Origin of the sequence: Nonomuraea rosea, from assembly GCF_039539705.1 — a bacterium.
Taxonomy (GTDB): domain Bacteria; phylum Actinomycetota; class Actinomycetes; order Streptosporangiales; family Streptosporangiaceae; genus Nonomuraea; species Nonomuraea rosea.
The window spans coordinates 1-15,116 of record NZ_BAABDQ010000051.1; the positions used below are offsets into that span (position 1 = coordinate 1).

Sequence of the window (15,116 nt, forward strand, 5' to 3'; positions counted from 1 at the left end):
AGCGGCAAGTACGAGAACCAGATCCTGCCTTCCGGCATGTCGGCGGGCACGCCCCAAGAAGCCCTCGACTGCGCCTGCGGTCTCTACCTCAGCCACTGACCCCGAAGGACTTACGGGCAGGACCACTAAGTCCCGCAGTCCCCTGAGTCGCGGATGTCCGACGCGGACCGCGAGCGCCTTGCCGCCCGTCTCCATGCGGCCGTCGGCGAAGGGCGGCTGACGCTGGAGGAGTTCGAGCAGCGGTTGAGCGGGGTTCTCGGTGCGCGGACGTTCGGCGAGGTGGAGCCGTACGTGGCCGATCTGCCCGGCGGGCCGGTGACGGCGCACGCGGCCGAACGTACCGAGTTGCGCACCGTAGCCTCTTCGCTGAAGCGGCACGGTCACTGGGTGGTGCCGCGGGTGCTGCGGGTGTCGGCCAAGGTCGGGTCGGTGAAGCTGGATTTCACCGATGCCGTCATCCCCCACCAGGTCGTGGAGATCGAGCTGGATGTCTACGCGGGCTCCACGACGATCGTGCTGCCGCCCGGCTCCTCGGTGAACATCGACGACGTCGAGCTGATCGCCAGCCCGGCCGGGGTGAAGGACGTCGCGACGTCGCCGGGGTATGGGCGACATTTCGTGGTACGAGGGAAGCAGCGGGCCGGGCGGTTGCTGGTACGGCAGCAGCGGCGGTTCTGGAAATGGCGGTGGTGAGCCCGCGATGAATGTGATCGGATGGCTGCTCGACTCCGACCCCGCCCTGCGCTGGCAGGTCCTGCGCGATCTGACGGACGCCGCGCCCGGCGAGGTGGCGGCTGAGCGAGCACGCGTGGAGCATGAGGGCTGGGGCGCTCGTCTGCTGGCGCTCCAGGGTGCCGACGGGTTGTGGGACGGCGGTGCCTGCTTCCCGGCGTCGTACACCGGCGACGAGCCTGGGCAGCCCTGGACGGCGACGATGCACACCCTGCAGACCTTGCAGATCTTCGGGCTCGACCCGGCGTCAGAGGCGGCGCGCCGCGCGGTCGCGCTCGTCGCCGAGCACGGGCGATGGGAGCACGAGGGGCAGCGGTACTTCGACGGCGAGGTCGAGCCGTGCATCAACGGCAGGACGATCGAGGCCGGCGCCTACTTCGGGATGGACGTCTCGGCGATCGTGCAGCGGGTCCTCGGCGAGCGGCTCACCGACGGCGGATGGAACTGCGAGGTCGAGAACGGGTCCGTGCGCTCCTCGTTCCACACGACGATCAATGTGCTGGACGGGCTGCTCGAATTCGAGCGCGCGACCGGCGGGTCCGACGCGGTGCGCCAGGCGCGACGCGGCGGGGAGGAGTACCTGCTCGAACGCGGTCTGTTCCGGCGCAAGAGCACGGGTGAGGTCGCCGATCCGGCGTATCTCGGCTTCGCCTTCCCGTACTACTGGCACCACGACGTGCTGCGCGCGCTCGACTACTTCAGGCGGTCGGGGGCCGAACCGGATCCCCGGGTGACGGAGGCCGTGGAGGTCGTCCGCTCGAAGCGGCAGCCGGACGGTCGCTGGTTGCTCGACCGCGTCCACCCGGGTCGCGTCCACTTCGCCGTTGAGGAGGCGGGCGTGGGGAGGCCGAGCCGCTGGAACACCCTGCGCGCGCTCCGAGTGCTCGACTGGTCGAAAGGCTGACCCCCTGCAGGGGTTACGGGCGGGGGGCGAGGGCGGCCGTGCGGTGCTTGAGCGCCAGTTGCGCGGCCCGCCCCTGGATGTCGTAGGACTCGTGGGCGAATGCCGTGGCCGGCGTGGGCGCCAGGTCGTCGGCCACCGCGAGCGAGTCGCGTACGAGCTGGTTGAGCCAAGTCAGCAGCGCACGCTGACCGTGACTTCGCCGCTGTAGGTCTCGCGGGTGTTGACAATCGGTGGCGGCAGTTGCCCGGCCGCTGCTCGCATCCCGTTCATGCCGTCAAGGAAGGCTTGCTGTGAGGTCCAGTGCTGGGTCACGACGACTGTCTCCTGGTCTGGGGCCATCACGTCGAACGAGACGAAGCCACTCTGTGGGCGCAGCATCGCTCCGGTTGCCGATACTCCCTTTGGGAAACCGATATGTACGCTCACCCAGCGCCACACCGACCTGAAGAACGAGTTCTACGAACTGGTCAAGGCACGCGGCGCGACCCCAAACGTCGAGGTCCGACTCCGCGCCGAGATCGCGAAGCTGAAGAAGACGATCGCGAACAAGAACAAGGAGCTCAAGCAGGTCAGGGAGGATGTTCCCGCGCTGGTCCGGGCCGTCCACCAGCTCACGCTGGAGAATCAGGAACTGCGAGCGCAGCTGGACCTGCCCGAACTCAACGTCACCCCGCTGCGCCGTCGGCGCTGAGAGGGGGCAGGGCGTCGGTCATGATCGCGGCCGGCACCGGCTGCCGATGGTCACGATTCGGCACCGGGATGGGCCCTGATGCATTCCGCGGATGCTGGACGGCGGCGATCATGTCGGTGTGAGCCGACGTCCCATCCACTGGTGGAATCCGGCCGCGCTGCTGGCCATCGTCGCGCTGGTCGCGACGGTGGTGTTGGTGGGGCGCGCTCTGGACCGGACCGACAAGGTCAATGTGGCTGATCTGGCCGCGGTCGCGATCGCCGCAGCGGTCGCCGCGGCCGCCGTCGTGACCTGGGCCAGGCGCCGCAACACCGCCGCCGGCCATCCCGCCGACGTGACACAAGCCCTCGATGTGCTGGCCGATCTGGTGCGCCGCCAATGGCAGGACGAGGCCCGCAACCGGCTGCTCGACGACCCCGAACCCATCCCGGTCCGCTGGAACCTCACCGCCAACGAGGCGGTGATGAGCACCCCTCGGCTGATCAGCGCCGCGACCGCATTCACCTTCACCGGCCGCAGCGACGACATCGCCACCCTCGCGCGCGACTTTCGCACCCTGACCCGGCGGCGGCTGATCATCACCGGCGGCGCGGGCATGGGCAAGACCACCTTGGCGATCCAGCTGCTGCTGCAGTTGCTGTCCACCCGCGCGACCGACCAGACCAGCGCCTCCGAAGGCGAGATCGTGCCGGTGCCGGTGCTGCTGCCGGTCTCCGGCTGGGACACCGACGCCCATCCCCGCCTGCAGGACTGGCTCGCCGTCCGCCTGACCACCGACTACCCGGCGCTGGCCGCCCCGCAGCTCGGCGCCGGCGCCGCCGCCGCGCTCGCCGAACGCGGCCACATCCTGCCCGTTCTGGACGGCCTGGACGAAATCCCCGCACCCACGCGCGCCCAGGTGATCGCCGCGCTCAACGCCTCGCTGACCGCCCGCGACCAGCTCATCCTCACCAGCCGCCGCGCCGAGTTCGCCACCGCCGTCCACGAGGCCGGCCGGCCGCTGACCGCAGCGGCGGTCATCGTCCCCAAGCCCCTCACCCCGCAGGCCGCTGCGGACTACCTGACCGCCTGCCTCCCCGCCTCCCCGACCGAGGCCTGGACCCACACTCTGGCCGCACTGCGCTCCCGCACCGCCCCCGGCCTGACCCAGCTCGCCGCCACCCCGCTGGGCCTGTGGCTGATCCGCACCGTCTACGTCACCCCCGGCACCGACCCCGCCCCCCTGACCGGCCCTCTCGGTGCCGACGCCGACGCGTTGCGCACTCACCTGCTGGACCACGTCATCCCCGCTGTGATCGCCGCCCGTCCGCCCAGCACCGACCCCGCCGACCACTTCCGGCCCCGCCACCGGCTCGACTCCGACGCCACCCGCCGCTACCTGACCTACCTGGCTCGTGCCTTCCCCCCGGCCACCACCCGCGACATCACCTGGTGGCACATCGCCCGCACCACCTCCCACATCCGGCCGGCAATCGGGGTGACGGTCGGGCTCACGTTCGGGCTCACGGCCGTGCTCACGCCCATGATCTGGGTCGGAGCAGTCATCAGCGGGACCTGGCCCGGGCTCCTGATCGGATTGGCGTTCGGGCTCGTACGCGCCACAGCTTGGGTTAACGAAACACCGGGCTTCGCCAACCTGCGCCTGCGCGGACGAACATTTCGTTCCTTCCGGTTCGACACAGCCGCCCTCGCGTTCAGACTCGTGGCCGGGCTCGTGGTCGGGTTCGCGTTCGTGCCCATGCTCGTGCTCATGACCGGGCTCAACCCCGCGGATAGGCTGACGCTCGAGCTCTGGCTCTACATCTGGCTCGGGATCATCCTGGCGCCCAGGCTCATCACCCGGGCGGAACAACCCACCCTCGAATCAACCAGCACACCCCGCTCCAGCCGGCGAGCCCACCGAACGCTCACCCTGCTGCGCACGATCGTGCCCGGGCTCGCGTTCGGGCTCGCGTTCGGGCTCGCGTTCGGGCTCGATACCTGGCTCGCGTTCGGGCTCATGACCGGGCTCGCGTTCGGGTTCGCGGTTGGCCCGATGGCCGGGCTCGTGATGGGCAACCACCATGCATGGCTGGTCTGCACTATCGCGGTGACCCAGCTGGCCCTTAAACGTCAGCTTCCCTGGCGGGTTATGGACTTCCTTGACGACGCCCACCGCCTGGGGCTGCTGCGTGCCGTCGGCCCGGTCTATCAGTTCCGCCATGCGGCCCTGCACGACCACCTCGCCGCCGCCAGCGCCTCTGATGAGCCTCGCGGTCTCGGACGCTGAAAGACAGCTTCTGCGCCCGTTTCCGGCGTCATGGTGCTCCGGCCTACATCGTCGGGCATCTGCAGGAAGTTCAACACGCTGACTTGGCAGGGAGCATCATCGAGACCGGAACCAGCTCCTACCGCATGGCCCACGGCCGAGCCAAGACACAGACCGGCGACACAGCCTGACCATTGGCTATCTATCCATGACCCATAACCTCGTCACGCCGTTCCGTCAGAGAGATCGCCAACAGCCTGGGCGTGGCGCATAACATCGCGGCCAGGTACGTGGCGGCCGGAGCGCCGTGATAGACAACCGAGGTGCAAAACATCTTGGAGTTCCCCGAGGTCCTGCGGCTGATCGAAGACCGCTCGGCGGCGTTCCGCGCCGCGATCGCGTCCGCCCCCGACCTTGACGTCCAGGTCCCGACCTGCCCGGACTGGACGCTGCGCGAACTGGCGCAGCACCTCGGCGACGGCCGCCGCCGCCAGGCCGCCATCGTCGCGGCGGGCCCGGGCGCTGAGCCCCCGGCGAAGACGGACCCGAAGGGCGCCCCGACCGCGCCCCGCGATCACGAAGCCCTGGACGCCTGGCTCGCCGAGTCGACCGAGCTCATGCTCGACGCGATGCGCGGGGCCGGCCCGGACCGCGGCTGCTGGACCTGGTGGGGTCGCTCGCAGGCCCCGCAGACCAGCGGAGCCGTGGCCCGGCACCAGATCCAGGAGATCGCCGTCCACACCTACGACGCCCAGCTCACCCAGGGGGCCGCACAGCCGCTGCCGGCGGACGTCGCGGTCGAGGGGGTCAACGAGTTCCTGACGACCGTCGCGGCGACGACCGTCTCCTGGCCGTTCAAGCCGGCGACCATCGACCTGCACACGACCGAGGGCCGCTCCTGGCGCCTGACCCTCAACGCCGACGGCGTCCGCTGCGACGACCTCGCCGCCGACGCGGAGCCGGGCGACATGGCGATGCGAGGCGCAGCGAGCGAACTGGTCCTCTACTTCTACGAGCGCGGCCCGCTCGACGGTCTGGAGACCAGCGGCGACACCGAGCCGATGGAGCAGCTCGCAGACTGGGACCCGAACGCGTAAAACGCGCACTTGTGACGCGTCATGGAACAGATTATGCGGACGGACGGACGACGTCGGGTGGCTCAATTCCGTGATCGTTGCCTGGCTCAATTAAACGAGCGCTGATAGCCAAGCGCCCCGACACGACCGCTGACGATCAGCCTGCTGATGAAGTCGCCTTCGAGCCGAGCGGCGCGCTGCAGGCGTCAAGCGACGAGCCTGGTCACCGTCGACTTCCCGGCCCCGGCATTCCTGTCACGACTTGGCAGTCTGACGTCTCACTAGTGATCATGTCGGAATCGTGTCAGCGTGCCTGGCGATCGGCAATCGCCTTTTCAAGGCGCACGCTCTGGCCCGACAGTGCGCCTGGCCAGGCGGTGTCGCTCGAACTAGCCGACGTTTCTGCGCCCGAGCCTCCCACGGCTTTCCTGAACTCGCCATCACGCGTTGCTGATCTCGTCGGCCCCACACTCCGCAACCACGACCTCTGGGCATACGGCTGGCCCGCCCACGCGATCAATACCCGGCACCTCCTCGGCGGCCTCGCCTTACCCATGAGCTACACACCAACTGGCGAGAGACTGGGCGCCCTTGAGAACTGATACCAGAATTCGTTCGGCGAACCGATCTCGAAGATCGCGAACTGGTACCAAAACTCATACGAATCGCGGAGTTCAGGGCTGGTCGCTGAGAAGAGACAGGCACCGGCTGGCATCGCACGCTGGGGCTCCACGACGCCGGCGAAACAACCGCAAGAAGCTCAACACGCAGACTTGACAGGGAACATCATCGAGACCGGCACCGACTCCTACCGTCTCGCCCAGGCCCGCGCCCGAGCCGAACATGCCGCCGGCTGACCCTCATCGGCCCATCCCATCCCATCGCCAATGCTGTGGGAGTACCAACCTTGCCGACAACTCATCCTTTGAGGCGGGAACAGTCGACAGTCAGAAGAGTCGCTGCATCCACAGCGAACTGATGTACCGGCCGTTCTTGGTGGCGTACTCGCGGAAGGTACCGACTTCTGTGAAGCCGAACTTGCGATGGAGAGCGACCGACGCATCGTTAGGCATGGCGATTCCCACGACGACGGCATGGATCGGCTCCTCGGCGAGGCTATCGAATAGGGCCCGATACAGCGACGTTCCCACGCCTCCGCTTCGGCAACCAGCGTCGAGAGAAACGCTGAGCTCAACAGTGTCCCGGAACGCCTCGTGATTTCGGTAGGGCTGACTACAGGCGTAACCGACTGTTCGACCGTGGCGCCGAGCGACCAGCAGCCGGTAGGGGCCGGTCGGGGAGAACTGCTCGAACCAGGCGTGCCGCTCGGCCACGCTGGTCGGCCGGGTATCGAAGGTTGCGATCGAGCTTGCCGCCACGTCGTTCAAGATGTCGACGATCCCGGGAAGGTCGGTCTCATCCGCAATGACGATTTCAACGGGTTCTTGATCCGCGATCATGTGCACACTGCTCATTCGTCACATCATGTCCGACTAGCCACCGCCCTGCTACCTCCCAAGCAGAAGCGCCAACCGCTCACCGCGCTCCCCACCTTGTCTGGCTGTACCCGGGCGGCCGCGACCTGGCGCGAGCACGGTTCCGCCAGGTCTCACCAGGACGATCACGGCCCGCAGACCCGCAGCCACCAAAGTGCGGTCAGTTCCCACGAACGAAATCAACCAGGTAAACGCGACTGGGTTTGGTGTCGGGGCTACGCGGAAGCGTGGAACGCGAAATCAGACCTTGAATGACAGGTCACCCCCAGTCGCAGAAGTAACCGTAGTGGCCGATGCCGACTGGGTGGCCCACGGGGAGTGGGTCGCCCGTGAGCGGTGGGATCTCGACGGCCTCCCAGTCCAGCGTCCCGTCGGCATGGAAATGCCCGCCGAGATGGACGACACTGCCGAACTGCCCATCCGAATAGGTGAACAGATCGAGGTCCACGCCAAAGGGAGGCGTTCCCACCTCCGCCACCATCGGGGCCACGAGCCAGGAGCAGGCCCAGCGCACCTCGTCCGGATCTGTGGCGACCACATGCTCGGAATGGCTGAACGAGCCCGATCCCGCTTCCATGATGAACTCGTAATACGAGAAGGGTGGTTCCTCCTCCAAGGCTCCGGTGTTGTCGGCCCGGGCGTTCAGGGTGGCGACTCCGGCGCGCGCGGCGGCATTGCCAGGATCGGTTTTCAGCACACTCGCGTACAGGGCGTGTGCTTCGTCATGTCTGCGGGCGAGCGTGTCGTCGTCCTCGCCATGCGCCATCGCGTGGTCGTCATCGATCTGCCAGAAAGCGATTTGCTGAACGAGCCGCCCAGCCAGGAGGACAGCAGCGAGCTGATCGTCAGGGCGGGCGCGCAGGGCGGCGCGGAGCAAGGGCTCCTCCGGCCAGGTGGCCAGGAAATCACCGTCCATGGCGGCTTCCAGAGAGTCGGTCCTGAGCATGCACAGCAGACGGCCCAACTCGCGAGCGGCATCCGGGTCCCCGGCGGCAGTGGCGATCCGCAGTCTTGTGATCGTCTCCTCGGTGATCGCCATGGCCGCATGCTAGCGCTAGCCTTGCGTTTTAAGGTGATCAGGCTGACTTCTTGAGTGCCGGGTGGCGTGGAGCTGGGGTGCTGGTGCACCCCAGGGGGCGTCGGGCTGGCGGTGGTGCCCAGGGCGATCAGCAGCCGGGGGAAATCCCTGCGAACCCGTCCGGGAGACAGTCTGCGGTTGACCCGGGCGGATCAGGCGTCAGGGCTCGCCCGCCAGTTTTCTGAGGGCGATGCCGAGAATTCGGTCGGCGGGGTACGGGCCGGTGAGGCGGGAGTCGTTGCTCACGGTGTTGTCGCCGAGGACGATCAGCGTGCCGTCGGGTACGGTCCGCAGGGTGCCTGCCGCCTCCTGCGCCGGTGCGGGGATCGGGTCGCCGGGGAGTGCCGCGACCCGTTTGACCTGCCATCTCGTTCGCCTCGGCAGCGGCGCGAGGATCCGCACCTCGCGGGAGACGGGGACGCGCGGCGGTTCCAGGACCACGATGTCGCCGACCTGCAACGCGGTGATGCCGCACCGGCGTACGAGGAGCCTCTCGCCGGGCTGAAGGGCGGGGGTCATGCTGGTCCCCGACACGGTGACGACCACGATGCGCCGGCGTACGAGGACGGCCGCCACCAGGGTCAGCGCGGTCACCGCCAGCGCGGAGGTCAGGGCGATCATGCGATCGGGTGCGGCTCGTGGCCGGTGTCGTAGCCGGAGGCCTGCATGCGGAAGAGCCGGGCGTAGGTGCCGTCGTACGCCATCAGCTCGTCGTGGGTGCCCTGCTCGGTGATGCGGCCGCCGTCGAGGACGGCGATGCGGTCGGCCATCCGCACCCCGTTGAGGCGGTGGGAGATGATCACGCTGGTGGTGCCGTGGCGGTGTTCGACCAGCCGCCGGTGGATGGTGTGTTCGGCCTCGGCGTCCAGGCCGGAGCTGGGTTCGTCCAGGACGAGCAGGTCGCGGCGGCCGCGCATCAGGCCGCGGGCCAGGGCGATGCGCTGCCACTGGCCGCCGGACAACGTCATTCCCGTGGTGGAGCCGTCGGAGTCGGAGCTCATGAAGAACATCCGGCTCAACAGGGTGTCGTAGCCGTGGGGCAGGGCGGCGATGGTGGCGTCCACCTCGGCGGAGGCCGCGGCGGCGCGGATCCTGTCCCGGTCATGCAGGGCCGGCAGGTCGCCGACGCCGATGTTGTCCGCGGCCGTGAAGTCGTAGTTCATGTGGTCCTGGAAGACGGTGCCGATGCGGTCGCGCAGGTCGGCGACGGGGATATGGCGGAGGTCGACGCCGTCCCAACTGATCGAACCACGGGTGGGCTCGTACAGCCGGCACAGGAGCTTGACCAGGGTGCTCTTGCCGGCGCCGTTCACGCCGACCAGGGCCAGCAGGGAGCCGGCCGGGATCCGCAGGTCGACCCCGCGCAGCACCCAGGGTTTGTCCGGGTCGTAACGGAACCACACGTCGCGCAGTTCGATCGCGCTGCGCAACGGCGGCGCGGGCACCGGGTGGGCCGGGGTGGTCAAGTCAGGCTCGGCGTTGAGGATGGCGAGGTAGTGGCCGAACTGCAGCTGCGCCTGATGCCCGTCGGCCAGTTGGGAGACCAGCCCCGACAACCCGGTCTGGACTCCGGCGACGGCCGCGATGAAGACGATCACGTCTCCGGGGGTCAGGAGACCGGCGCGTGCTTGCAGGATGCCCCAGACCAGGCTGGCGCCGGAGACGGCGGCGGTCAGCGCGGCCAGCGCGAACTGGGTGTGGAACACCCGCCGGTCCAGCCCTCGCTGTGCGGCGTTGACCTGGCGCAACTCCCCCAGCATCCGCGAGCGGATGAAGTCGGCCAGCCCGAACAGCCGGATCTCCTTGGCGGCGGTGCGGTCGATCATCAGCTGGGAGTAGAACACCTGCCGCCGATCGTGCGGGCTGATCGTCCACATCATCCGGCTCCGCCTGCTGCTCAAGCTCAGCTCGGCGGCGACGACAGGGACGGCCGAGACCAGCACCACCGCGGCCATGACGGGGCTGACCGCCAGCAGCGAGCCGGTGAACCCCAGCAGGGTGACCACGGTACGCACGCCTTCCAGTGAGGCGTTCAGGATCGTCTGGGGTGACATCTCACCGGCCTGCTGGGCCAGCCGGATCCGGTCATGGAAGACCGGGTCCTCGAACCTGGACAGCCCGGCCAGGCGGGACAACGCCGCGTACAGCCGGTCCCGGCTGCACAGCCGGACGGAGCGGCCCATCTCGGCATCGACGTAGTGGAAGAGGTGCGGCAGGGCCGCGGCGACCAGTCCGAGCCCGGCCAGCAGCGCGCTTTGCCCGACCAGCCAGCCGACGGACCGCTGCTGGCTAAGCAGCTCATCCAGTATCCGCTTGGTCAGCCACGCGACCGCGACCGGCGTGGCGCCCATGACCAGGGCCCCGGCCAGCTGCGCGGCGAGCAGTGCGGGGCTGGCCCGCCAGGCCAGCCGCAGCGCGGTCACACACCGTTCCCGCCGGCTCGATTCGCCCGCCGCGTCGTCACCCGCGGCCTGGCCGGCCGCGCGCATCACGCTGGGACGGCCTGCTGCGAGCGGGCCAGCGTGGCGATGCCGCCGGCCCCGGCCTGGATGGTGCCGTCCTGTCCGAGCAGGACGTACAGGGGCCAGCGCCGCACGTTGAACGCGGTCATCAGCGGGCCCTCCGGCGGTTCGATCACCACGCGGGCCAGCGGTGAGACGGCCTCGACGATGTCCGCGGCATCGTCGGCCGATCCGGAGATCACCACCAGGTTCCGTTCCCGCCCGCCCGGAGAGGTGGCGGCGTGATCGACGAGACGGGGAAGCTCTTCGTGACAGGCCAGGCAGTCGGGGGCGAAGAACGCGACCAGCAGAGGACCTTCCGCCCCGCTCACACCGGCCGGATCGCGCAGGGCGATCTCGGTGCCGTCCAGTGTGGTCGCGGTGAAATCGGCGATCCGCGTTCCCGGCTCGGGGAGCAGCCGGCGCTCCGCGCGGTTGTCCATGCCCGCGCCTGCCCATTTCTCGTCGTACTCCCGCAACCGCCGCAGGACAGCCAGCATCAACAACAGGTTGAGCCCGCCCAGCACGCCGACCACGACGACCGCCGCGATCAACACCACATCCATCGACCCCTCCTCCTTCGGAAGACCACGTGCTCAAAGGTTCGGCGGTCCGGCTTCGACGCCTTCAGCGAGGAAGGACCACCGCCACAAGATCGTCATAGGAGATGACCAAGGCGGCCAGGAGCACCGCCACGAACCCGGACAGCAGCAAGGCCGCCGGGTCCCACCCTGCGGCACCCAGGGCAGTGGCCGGCGAGGTCCCCGTGACGCCCAGCGCCGCGACCGACAACAAGATCGCGTTACGTGCGAGGTGCCGCCTGCCCAGCGGCTGCGTCGAGGCCCCGAAACACCGGCAGCTCGCCGACGTGCCCCGCCGCAGAACTGCGCCGATTGCCATCGTGAAGGCGATCAACAGCGCCGCCCCGGCCGCCAGGCCCGCGAGTGCCGTGACATCGGCCACCAGCAGCACCGCCGTGGCCAGCTCACCCGTGATCACCGCCGCGGCGACGGCGGGTCGCCGGCGCGGGCTCACGCCGAACGCCCCCAACGACGCCCGGAATTCAGCTCGGTCACGCCGTCCCCGCACTTTGCTCACCGCCGCGGCGAGAAAGACCACCGCGAGTAATATCCGGCAGGCGAAGCCAATGTAGGCAATCATATTCCGGATCCCTTCCGCTGGTTGCGGTGGTCGGAGTTGGATTTCATGGCGATCAGCCGGCCCCCATAAGGGATGGATCGCGCCTTGAATTCTGCTTGATCGCGCACGGCGGTGCGGGACCAAGCAGAATCTCAAGAATTAAAACACCTGGTCAGGTGCAACAGCCCGAGACCACTGAGTCGCAGTTGCTGTAGGTGATGATCAGCGTTCTGGGAAATACCTGCCCGGGTGGGCCGCATTTCTGGACCTTGCACCATCTCTCATACTCACACCCTCCCGCACTGGCGACCGCCTTGGGCGCGAGGAACGTGAGGAGCCTGTCGCCGATGGACGCGAAAGCAGTACTCATGCCGTGCCACCTCTCGTGTTCGTTCTCGTACGCTCTCCTTCGGAAGTATTGAGGTGAAGGTCGCGAATACAAAGGACACGAGGAGGACATCTACCGGGCATTTATGTCATGCTGCGCGGCCGGCGGTCGAGCAGTTCAGGGGCCGATCGCGTGGCCGGATGGCGATCTCGCGCGAGACTCTGAGCTGCGGCGACGGAGGTCCGGCGCGCGAAATGTCCGGTGAATGGCCTGCCGGTGGCCTGGATCCAGCATTCCTGCCGGCCCATGCTTGGCGTGGCATGGGTCCGGGCGCCGGGAAGGTGCGTTGCTTGATGAATGTTCATGAATCACCCAGGGATGCGGTGAGTGTGTCGACCGACTTCGGGGCGGTCGATCTGGCGCCGAAACCCGAGCGCCCTGGGTTCTGGGTGTTGTTGTTCGACTGTTTTCCGCAGTCCTATGTGGACCTCGCTGACCCGCGTCATCTGAAGTTCAAGTACATGCAGTGGCTCGCGTCGATCGCGGACCGGGTCGCGGACCCTGGCGCGCCGATCAGGGCGCTGCATTTGGGCGGCGGAGGTCTCACACTCCCGCGGTACGTGGACGCCACCCGGCCGGGGTCGGATCAACTGGTCGTCGATCGGGACGCCGCGCTGATGAAGGCGGTCAGGGAAGTGTTGCCCCTGCCCTCCGGCGCCGCGATAGAGATTCGTATCGCGGACGCGCGGGACGCCATTCGGTTCGCGCGCCCGCGGGCCTACGATCTCATCGTCACGGACGTGCTGATCCGGACCGGGGTACCCGCGCGGCTCACGAGTCTGGAATTCGCCACCGCGGTGGCGGACGCACTGAATCCGGGCGGGCAGTACGCGCTCAACATCCTGGATGCCGTGCCTTTCGCATTCACGCGCCGTCAGGTGGCGACATTGCGTGCGGCGTTCGACGAGGTGTGCCTGTTCTGCGAGCCGGCCGTGCTGCGTGGTGACCGGATCGGGAATCTCGTACTCGCGGCCGCGAACGGCGGTCTGCCGACGCGGGCGCTGGCCGAGTGGGCGGAGCGCGCGCCCGCTCCCGTACGACTCCTCAGTGGTGGCGAGCTGGATCGTTTCGTCGGTGACCCCCGGCCCGTGACCGACGCGGACGCCGTCGATTCGCCACCGGCGGTACCCATCTGAACGCGTATCCAGAAGTTCTGCACGTAACGGGACGTGAGGTTGTCAAGGCGTGGCCGGCGGCTGGTGCAGCGCATCGCCGGCCACAGCCACACCGTACTCGCCCCCTCCACCGCTGAAGCAGCGCTTTACCCCTGCCTCAGAGCAACGGGTGGCTGTGATCGGCGCTTTCGATACCCGCCCTAGGCTCCACGGGGGCGTCCACGGTGCTCCGCATCCGATCCCGTGCCGGTCAGCGTGTCGGCGAGTGTCTTCATGACCACGCGGCTCAGCTCAGCCGGGGCCTGACCGCCGGCTTGCTCGGCAAGGGGGCCGTCGCGCCAGAGCACCGCCAGGCCGTGCACGGTCGCCCAGCCGAGGGTGACCAGGTGCTGGAGATCGTGGTGGGTGGTCCAGCCCTCCTGCTGAGCCTGCACGATCAGCGCCGTCATGGTGTCCCGGGAGGCCTGCGCGGCGACCCGCAGCGCGGGGTCGTCGCGGTGGTGCAGCTCGGGCCGCCACATCACCTCGAACAGCCCTGGCCGCTGCCGCGCGAAGTCGATGTAGATCATCCCCAGTTCCTGGATCCGCGCGGCTGCGGGCGCGGCGTCCAAGTCGGCGAGGGCCGCGCTCATCCGCGCCGACAGCGCCTCGAAGCCGCTGGTGGCCATGGCGGTGAACAGCCCCTGCTTGTCGCCGAAGTGGTGGGCGGGCGCGGCGTGGCTGACCCCGGCGTGCTTGGCGATGGACCTGAGGCTGACCTGGGCGGAGCCGTGTGCGGCGACTTCGGCCTCGGCGATCGCGAGCAGGGTGGCCCGCAGGTCGCCGTCGAAGTAGGTGGGGTTGCGTGACACGTGGGTATCGTGCCTCCCGCAGATTGACGATGTCAATCTCATAGGTTTACGGTGACCGCAGCTTGTCACTGTCAATCTGCTAAAGGAGTCGACCATGCGGCACCCCTTAGACCAGCTGCGGGCACACCGCTATGCCCGCCTCACCACCTTCCGTGCCTCCGGTGAGGAGGTGCACACGCCGGTCTGGTTCGTCATGCGCGACAACGCCGTCTACGTGGAGACCGGCGACCAGACCGGCAAGGCCAAGCGCGTTCGCCGCGATCCGCGCGTCATCATCGCCCCCTGCACCCCCTGGGGCAGTCCCCGCGGTCCCGGCATCCCGGCCACCGCCAAGGACCTGGGCTCCGCACCCCCCGCGCGGATCCGTGCCGCCCTCCTGCGCCGGTACGGCCCGCTGCAGTGGTTCCGCGACGTCCTCCTGCGCCGCCGGCACGTCACACCGACCTTCCTGGAGATCACCGCTGAACCGCACGGCCTGGACCGCTCCTGACCGACTACCCGGGTCAGGGGGCGATCGTCGCATTTCACCAGGGCAGGGAAGCCAGGTAGGCCAGGGCGCAGATCGCGGCGACGACCAGGAAGGCCACCGGGCCCCAGGGGATCATCGGCCGGACCTCCTGCCTGCTCCACGGTCGGCGCGGGGCGATCTGGGCAGTCCGGTGGCGCCCGAGCGCGATGGAAACGGCGATGCCTCCGGCCAGGCCGACGATGACGCCGCCGTAGAAGGCCGGCCCGTACTCGACCGCGAAGAGCCTCATGGCCTTGGTGTAGCCGTGCGATAGCCACGTGAGGCCGGGGTCGTGGATGACGGTTTCCGGGCCGGTGAGGGAACGACCGGTGAGGAAGGAGCCGGCGGCGACGACGAGCAGCGCCCAGCCCGGGTTGCACCACCTGCC

15 protein-coding genes are annotated in these 15,116 nt (G+C 68.7%); 7 read left to right on the plus strand and 8 right to left on the minus strand.

What is annotated here, in order from left to right:
* The first annotated feature begins 153 nt into the window (after positions 1 to 153).
* From ABEA43_RS58855 to ABEA43_RS58875, 5 genes are all read left to right on the plus strand, one after another.
* The gene (locus ABEA43_RS58855; RefSeq protein ID WP_345576682.1) at positions 154 to 693 is read left to right on the plus strand and encodes a DUF1707 SHOCT-like domain-containing protein; all 540 of its coding nucleotides are present in this window, start codon (positions 154 to 156) and stop codon (positions 691 to 693) included.
* 7 nt (positions 694 to 700) lie between these two features.
* A complete protein-coding gene (locus ABEA43_RS58860; protein WP_345576684.1) occupies positions 701 to 1,636 on the plus strand; it encodes a squalene cyclase in 936 nt (311 codons plus the stop codon).
* Between the two features lie 217 nt (positions 1,637 to 1,853).
* Complete coding sequence (locus tag ABEA43_RS58865; protein ID WP_345576686.1) at positions 1,854 to 2,327, plus strand: hypothetical protein; 474 nt, start codon at positions 1,854 to 1,856, stop codon at positions 2,325 to 2,327.
* A 118-nt stretch (positions 2,328 to 2,445) separates the two neighbouring features.
* Positions 2,446 to 4,596, plus strand: a complete 2,151-nt coding sequence (locus ABEA43_RS58870) for an NACHT domain-containing protein (protein WP_345576688.1) — start codon at positions 2,446 to 2,448, stop codon at positions 4,594 to 4,596.
* Positions 4,597 to 4,898: 302 nt separating this feature from the next.
* A complete protein-coding gene (locus ABEA43_RS58875; RefSeq protein ID WP_345576690.1) occupies positions 4,899 to 5,672 on the plus strand; it encodes a maleylpyruvate isomerase N-terminal domain-containing protein in 774 nt (257 codons plus the stop codon).
* A gap of 926 nt (positions 5,673 to 6,598) precedes the next feature.
* Here ABEA43_RS58875 and ABEA43_RS58880 read toward each other — a convergent pair.
* From ABEA43_RS58880 to ABEA43_RS58905, 6 genes are all read right to left on the minus strand, one after another.
* Positions 6,599 to 7,126 (minus strand): GNAT family N-acetyltransferase, encoded by a 528-nt coding sequence (locus ABEA43_RS58880; RefSeq protein ID WP_345576692.1) that lies wholly within the window; start codon positions 7,124 to 7,126, stop codon positions 6,599 to 6,601.
* Between the two features lie 280 nt (positions 7,127 to 7,406).
* On the minus strand, positions 7,407 to 8,186 hold the full coding sequence (locus tag ABEA43_RS58885; protein ID WP_345576694.1) for a hypothetical protein: 780 nt from the start codon (positions 8,184 to 8,186) through the stop codon (positions 7,407 to 7,409).
* A 198-nt stretch (positions 8,187 to 8,384) separates the two neighbouring features.
* The gene (locus ABEA43_RS58890; protein WP_345576696.1) at positions 8,385 to 8,846 is read right to left on the minus strand and encodes a S26 family signal peptidase; all 462 of its coding nucleotides are present in this window, start codon (positions 8,844 to 8,846) and stop codon (positions 8,385 to 8,387) included.
* Positions 8,843 to 10,714, minus strand: a complete 1,872-nt coding sequence (locus tag ABEA43_RS58895; protein WP_345576866.1) for an ABC transporter ATP-binding protein — start codon at positions 10,712 to 10,714, stop codon at positions 8,843 to 8,845. The genes ABEA43_RS58890 and ABEA43_RS58895 overlap by 4 nt, the downstream gene beginning before the upstream one ends.
* Positions 10,714 to 11,292, minus strand: coding sequence for a TlpA family protein disulfide reductase (locus ABEA43_RS58900; RefSeq protein WP_345576699.1), 579 nt, complete (start codon positions 11,290 to 11,292; stop codon positions 10,714 to 10,716). Before ABEA43_RS58900 ends, ABEA43_RS58895 begins: the two co-directional genes overlap by 1 nt.
* A gap of 61 nt (positions 11,293 to 11,353) precedes the next feature.
* Positions 11,354 to 11,887: a MauE/DoxX family redox-associated membrane protein gene (locus tag ABEA43_RS58905; RefSeq protein ID WP_345576701.1), complete on the minus strand. Its 534-nt coding sequence runs from the start codon at positions 11,885 to 11,887 to the stop codon at positions 11,354 to 11,356.
* 660 nt (positions 11,888 to 12,547) lie between these two features.
* Here ABEA43_RS58905 and ABEA43_RS58910 point away from each other — a divergent pair.
* Positions 12,548 to 13,390 (plus strand): spermidine synthase, encoded by an 843-nt coding sequence (locus ABEA43_RS58910; RefSeq protein WP_345576703.1) that lies wholly within the window; start codon positions 12,548 to 12,550, stop codon positions 13,388 to 13,390.
* 179 nt (positions 13,391 to 13,569) lie between these two features.
* On the opposite strand, the gene ABEA43_RS58915 is transcribed toward ABEA43_RS58910, so the two are convergent.
* A complete protein-coding gene (locus ABEA43_RS58915) occupies positions 13,570 to 14,220 on the minus strand; it encodes a TetR/AcrR family transcriptional regulator (protein ID WP_345576705.1) in 651 nt (216 codons plus the stop codon).
* A gap of 94 nt (positions 14,221 to 14,314) precedes the next feature.
* Between ABEA43_RS58915 and ABEA43_RS58920 the strand changes: the two genes are divergently transcribed.
* The gene (locus ABEA43_RS58920; protein WP_345576707.1) at positions 14,315 to 14,710 is read left to right on the plus strand and encodes a PPOX class F420-dependent oxidoreductase; all 396 of its coding nucleotides are present in this window, start codon (positions 14,315 to 14,317) and stop codon (positions 14,708 to 14,710) included.
* Between the two features lie 34 nt (positions 14,711 to 14,744).
* Here the strand turns inward: ABEA43_RS58920 and ABEA43_RS58925 are convergent, their stop codons facing one another.
* On the minus strand, positions 14,745 to 14,978 hold the full coding sequence (locus ABEA43_RS58925) for a hypothetical protein (protein WP_345576709.1): 234 nt from the start codon (positions 14,976 to 14,978) through the stop codon (positions 14,745 to 14,747).
* Positions 14,979 to 15,116: the final 138 nt, after the last annotated feature.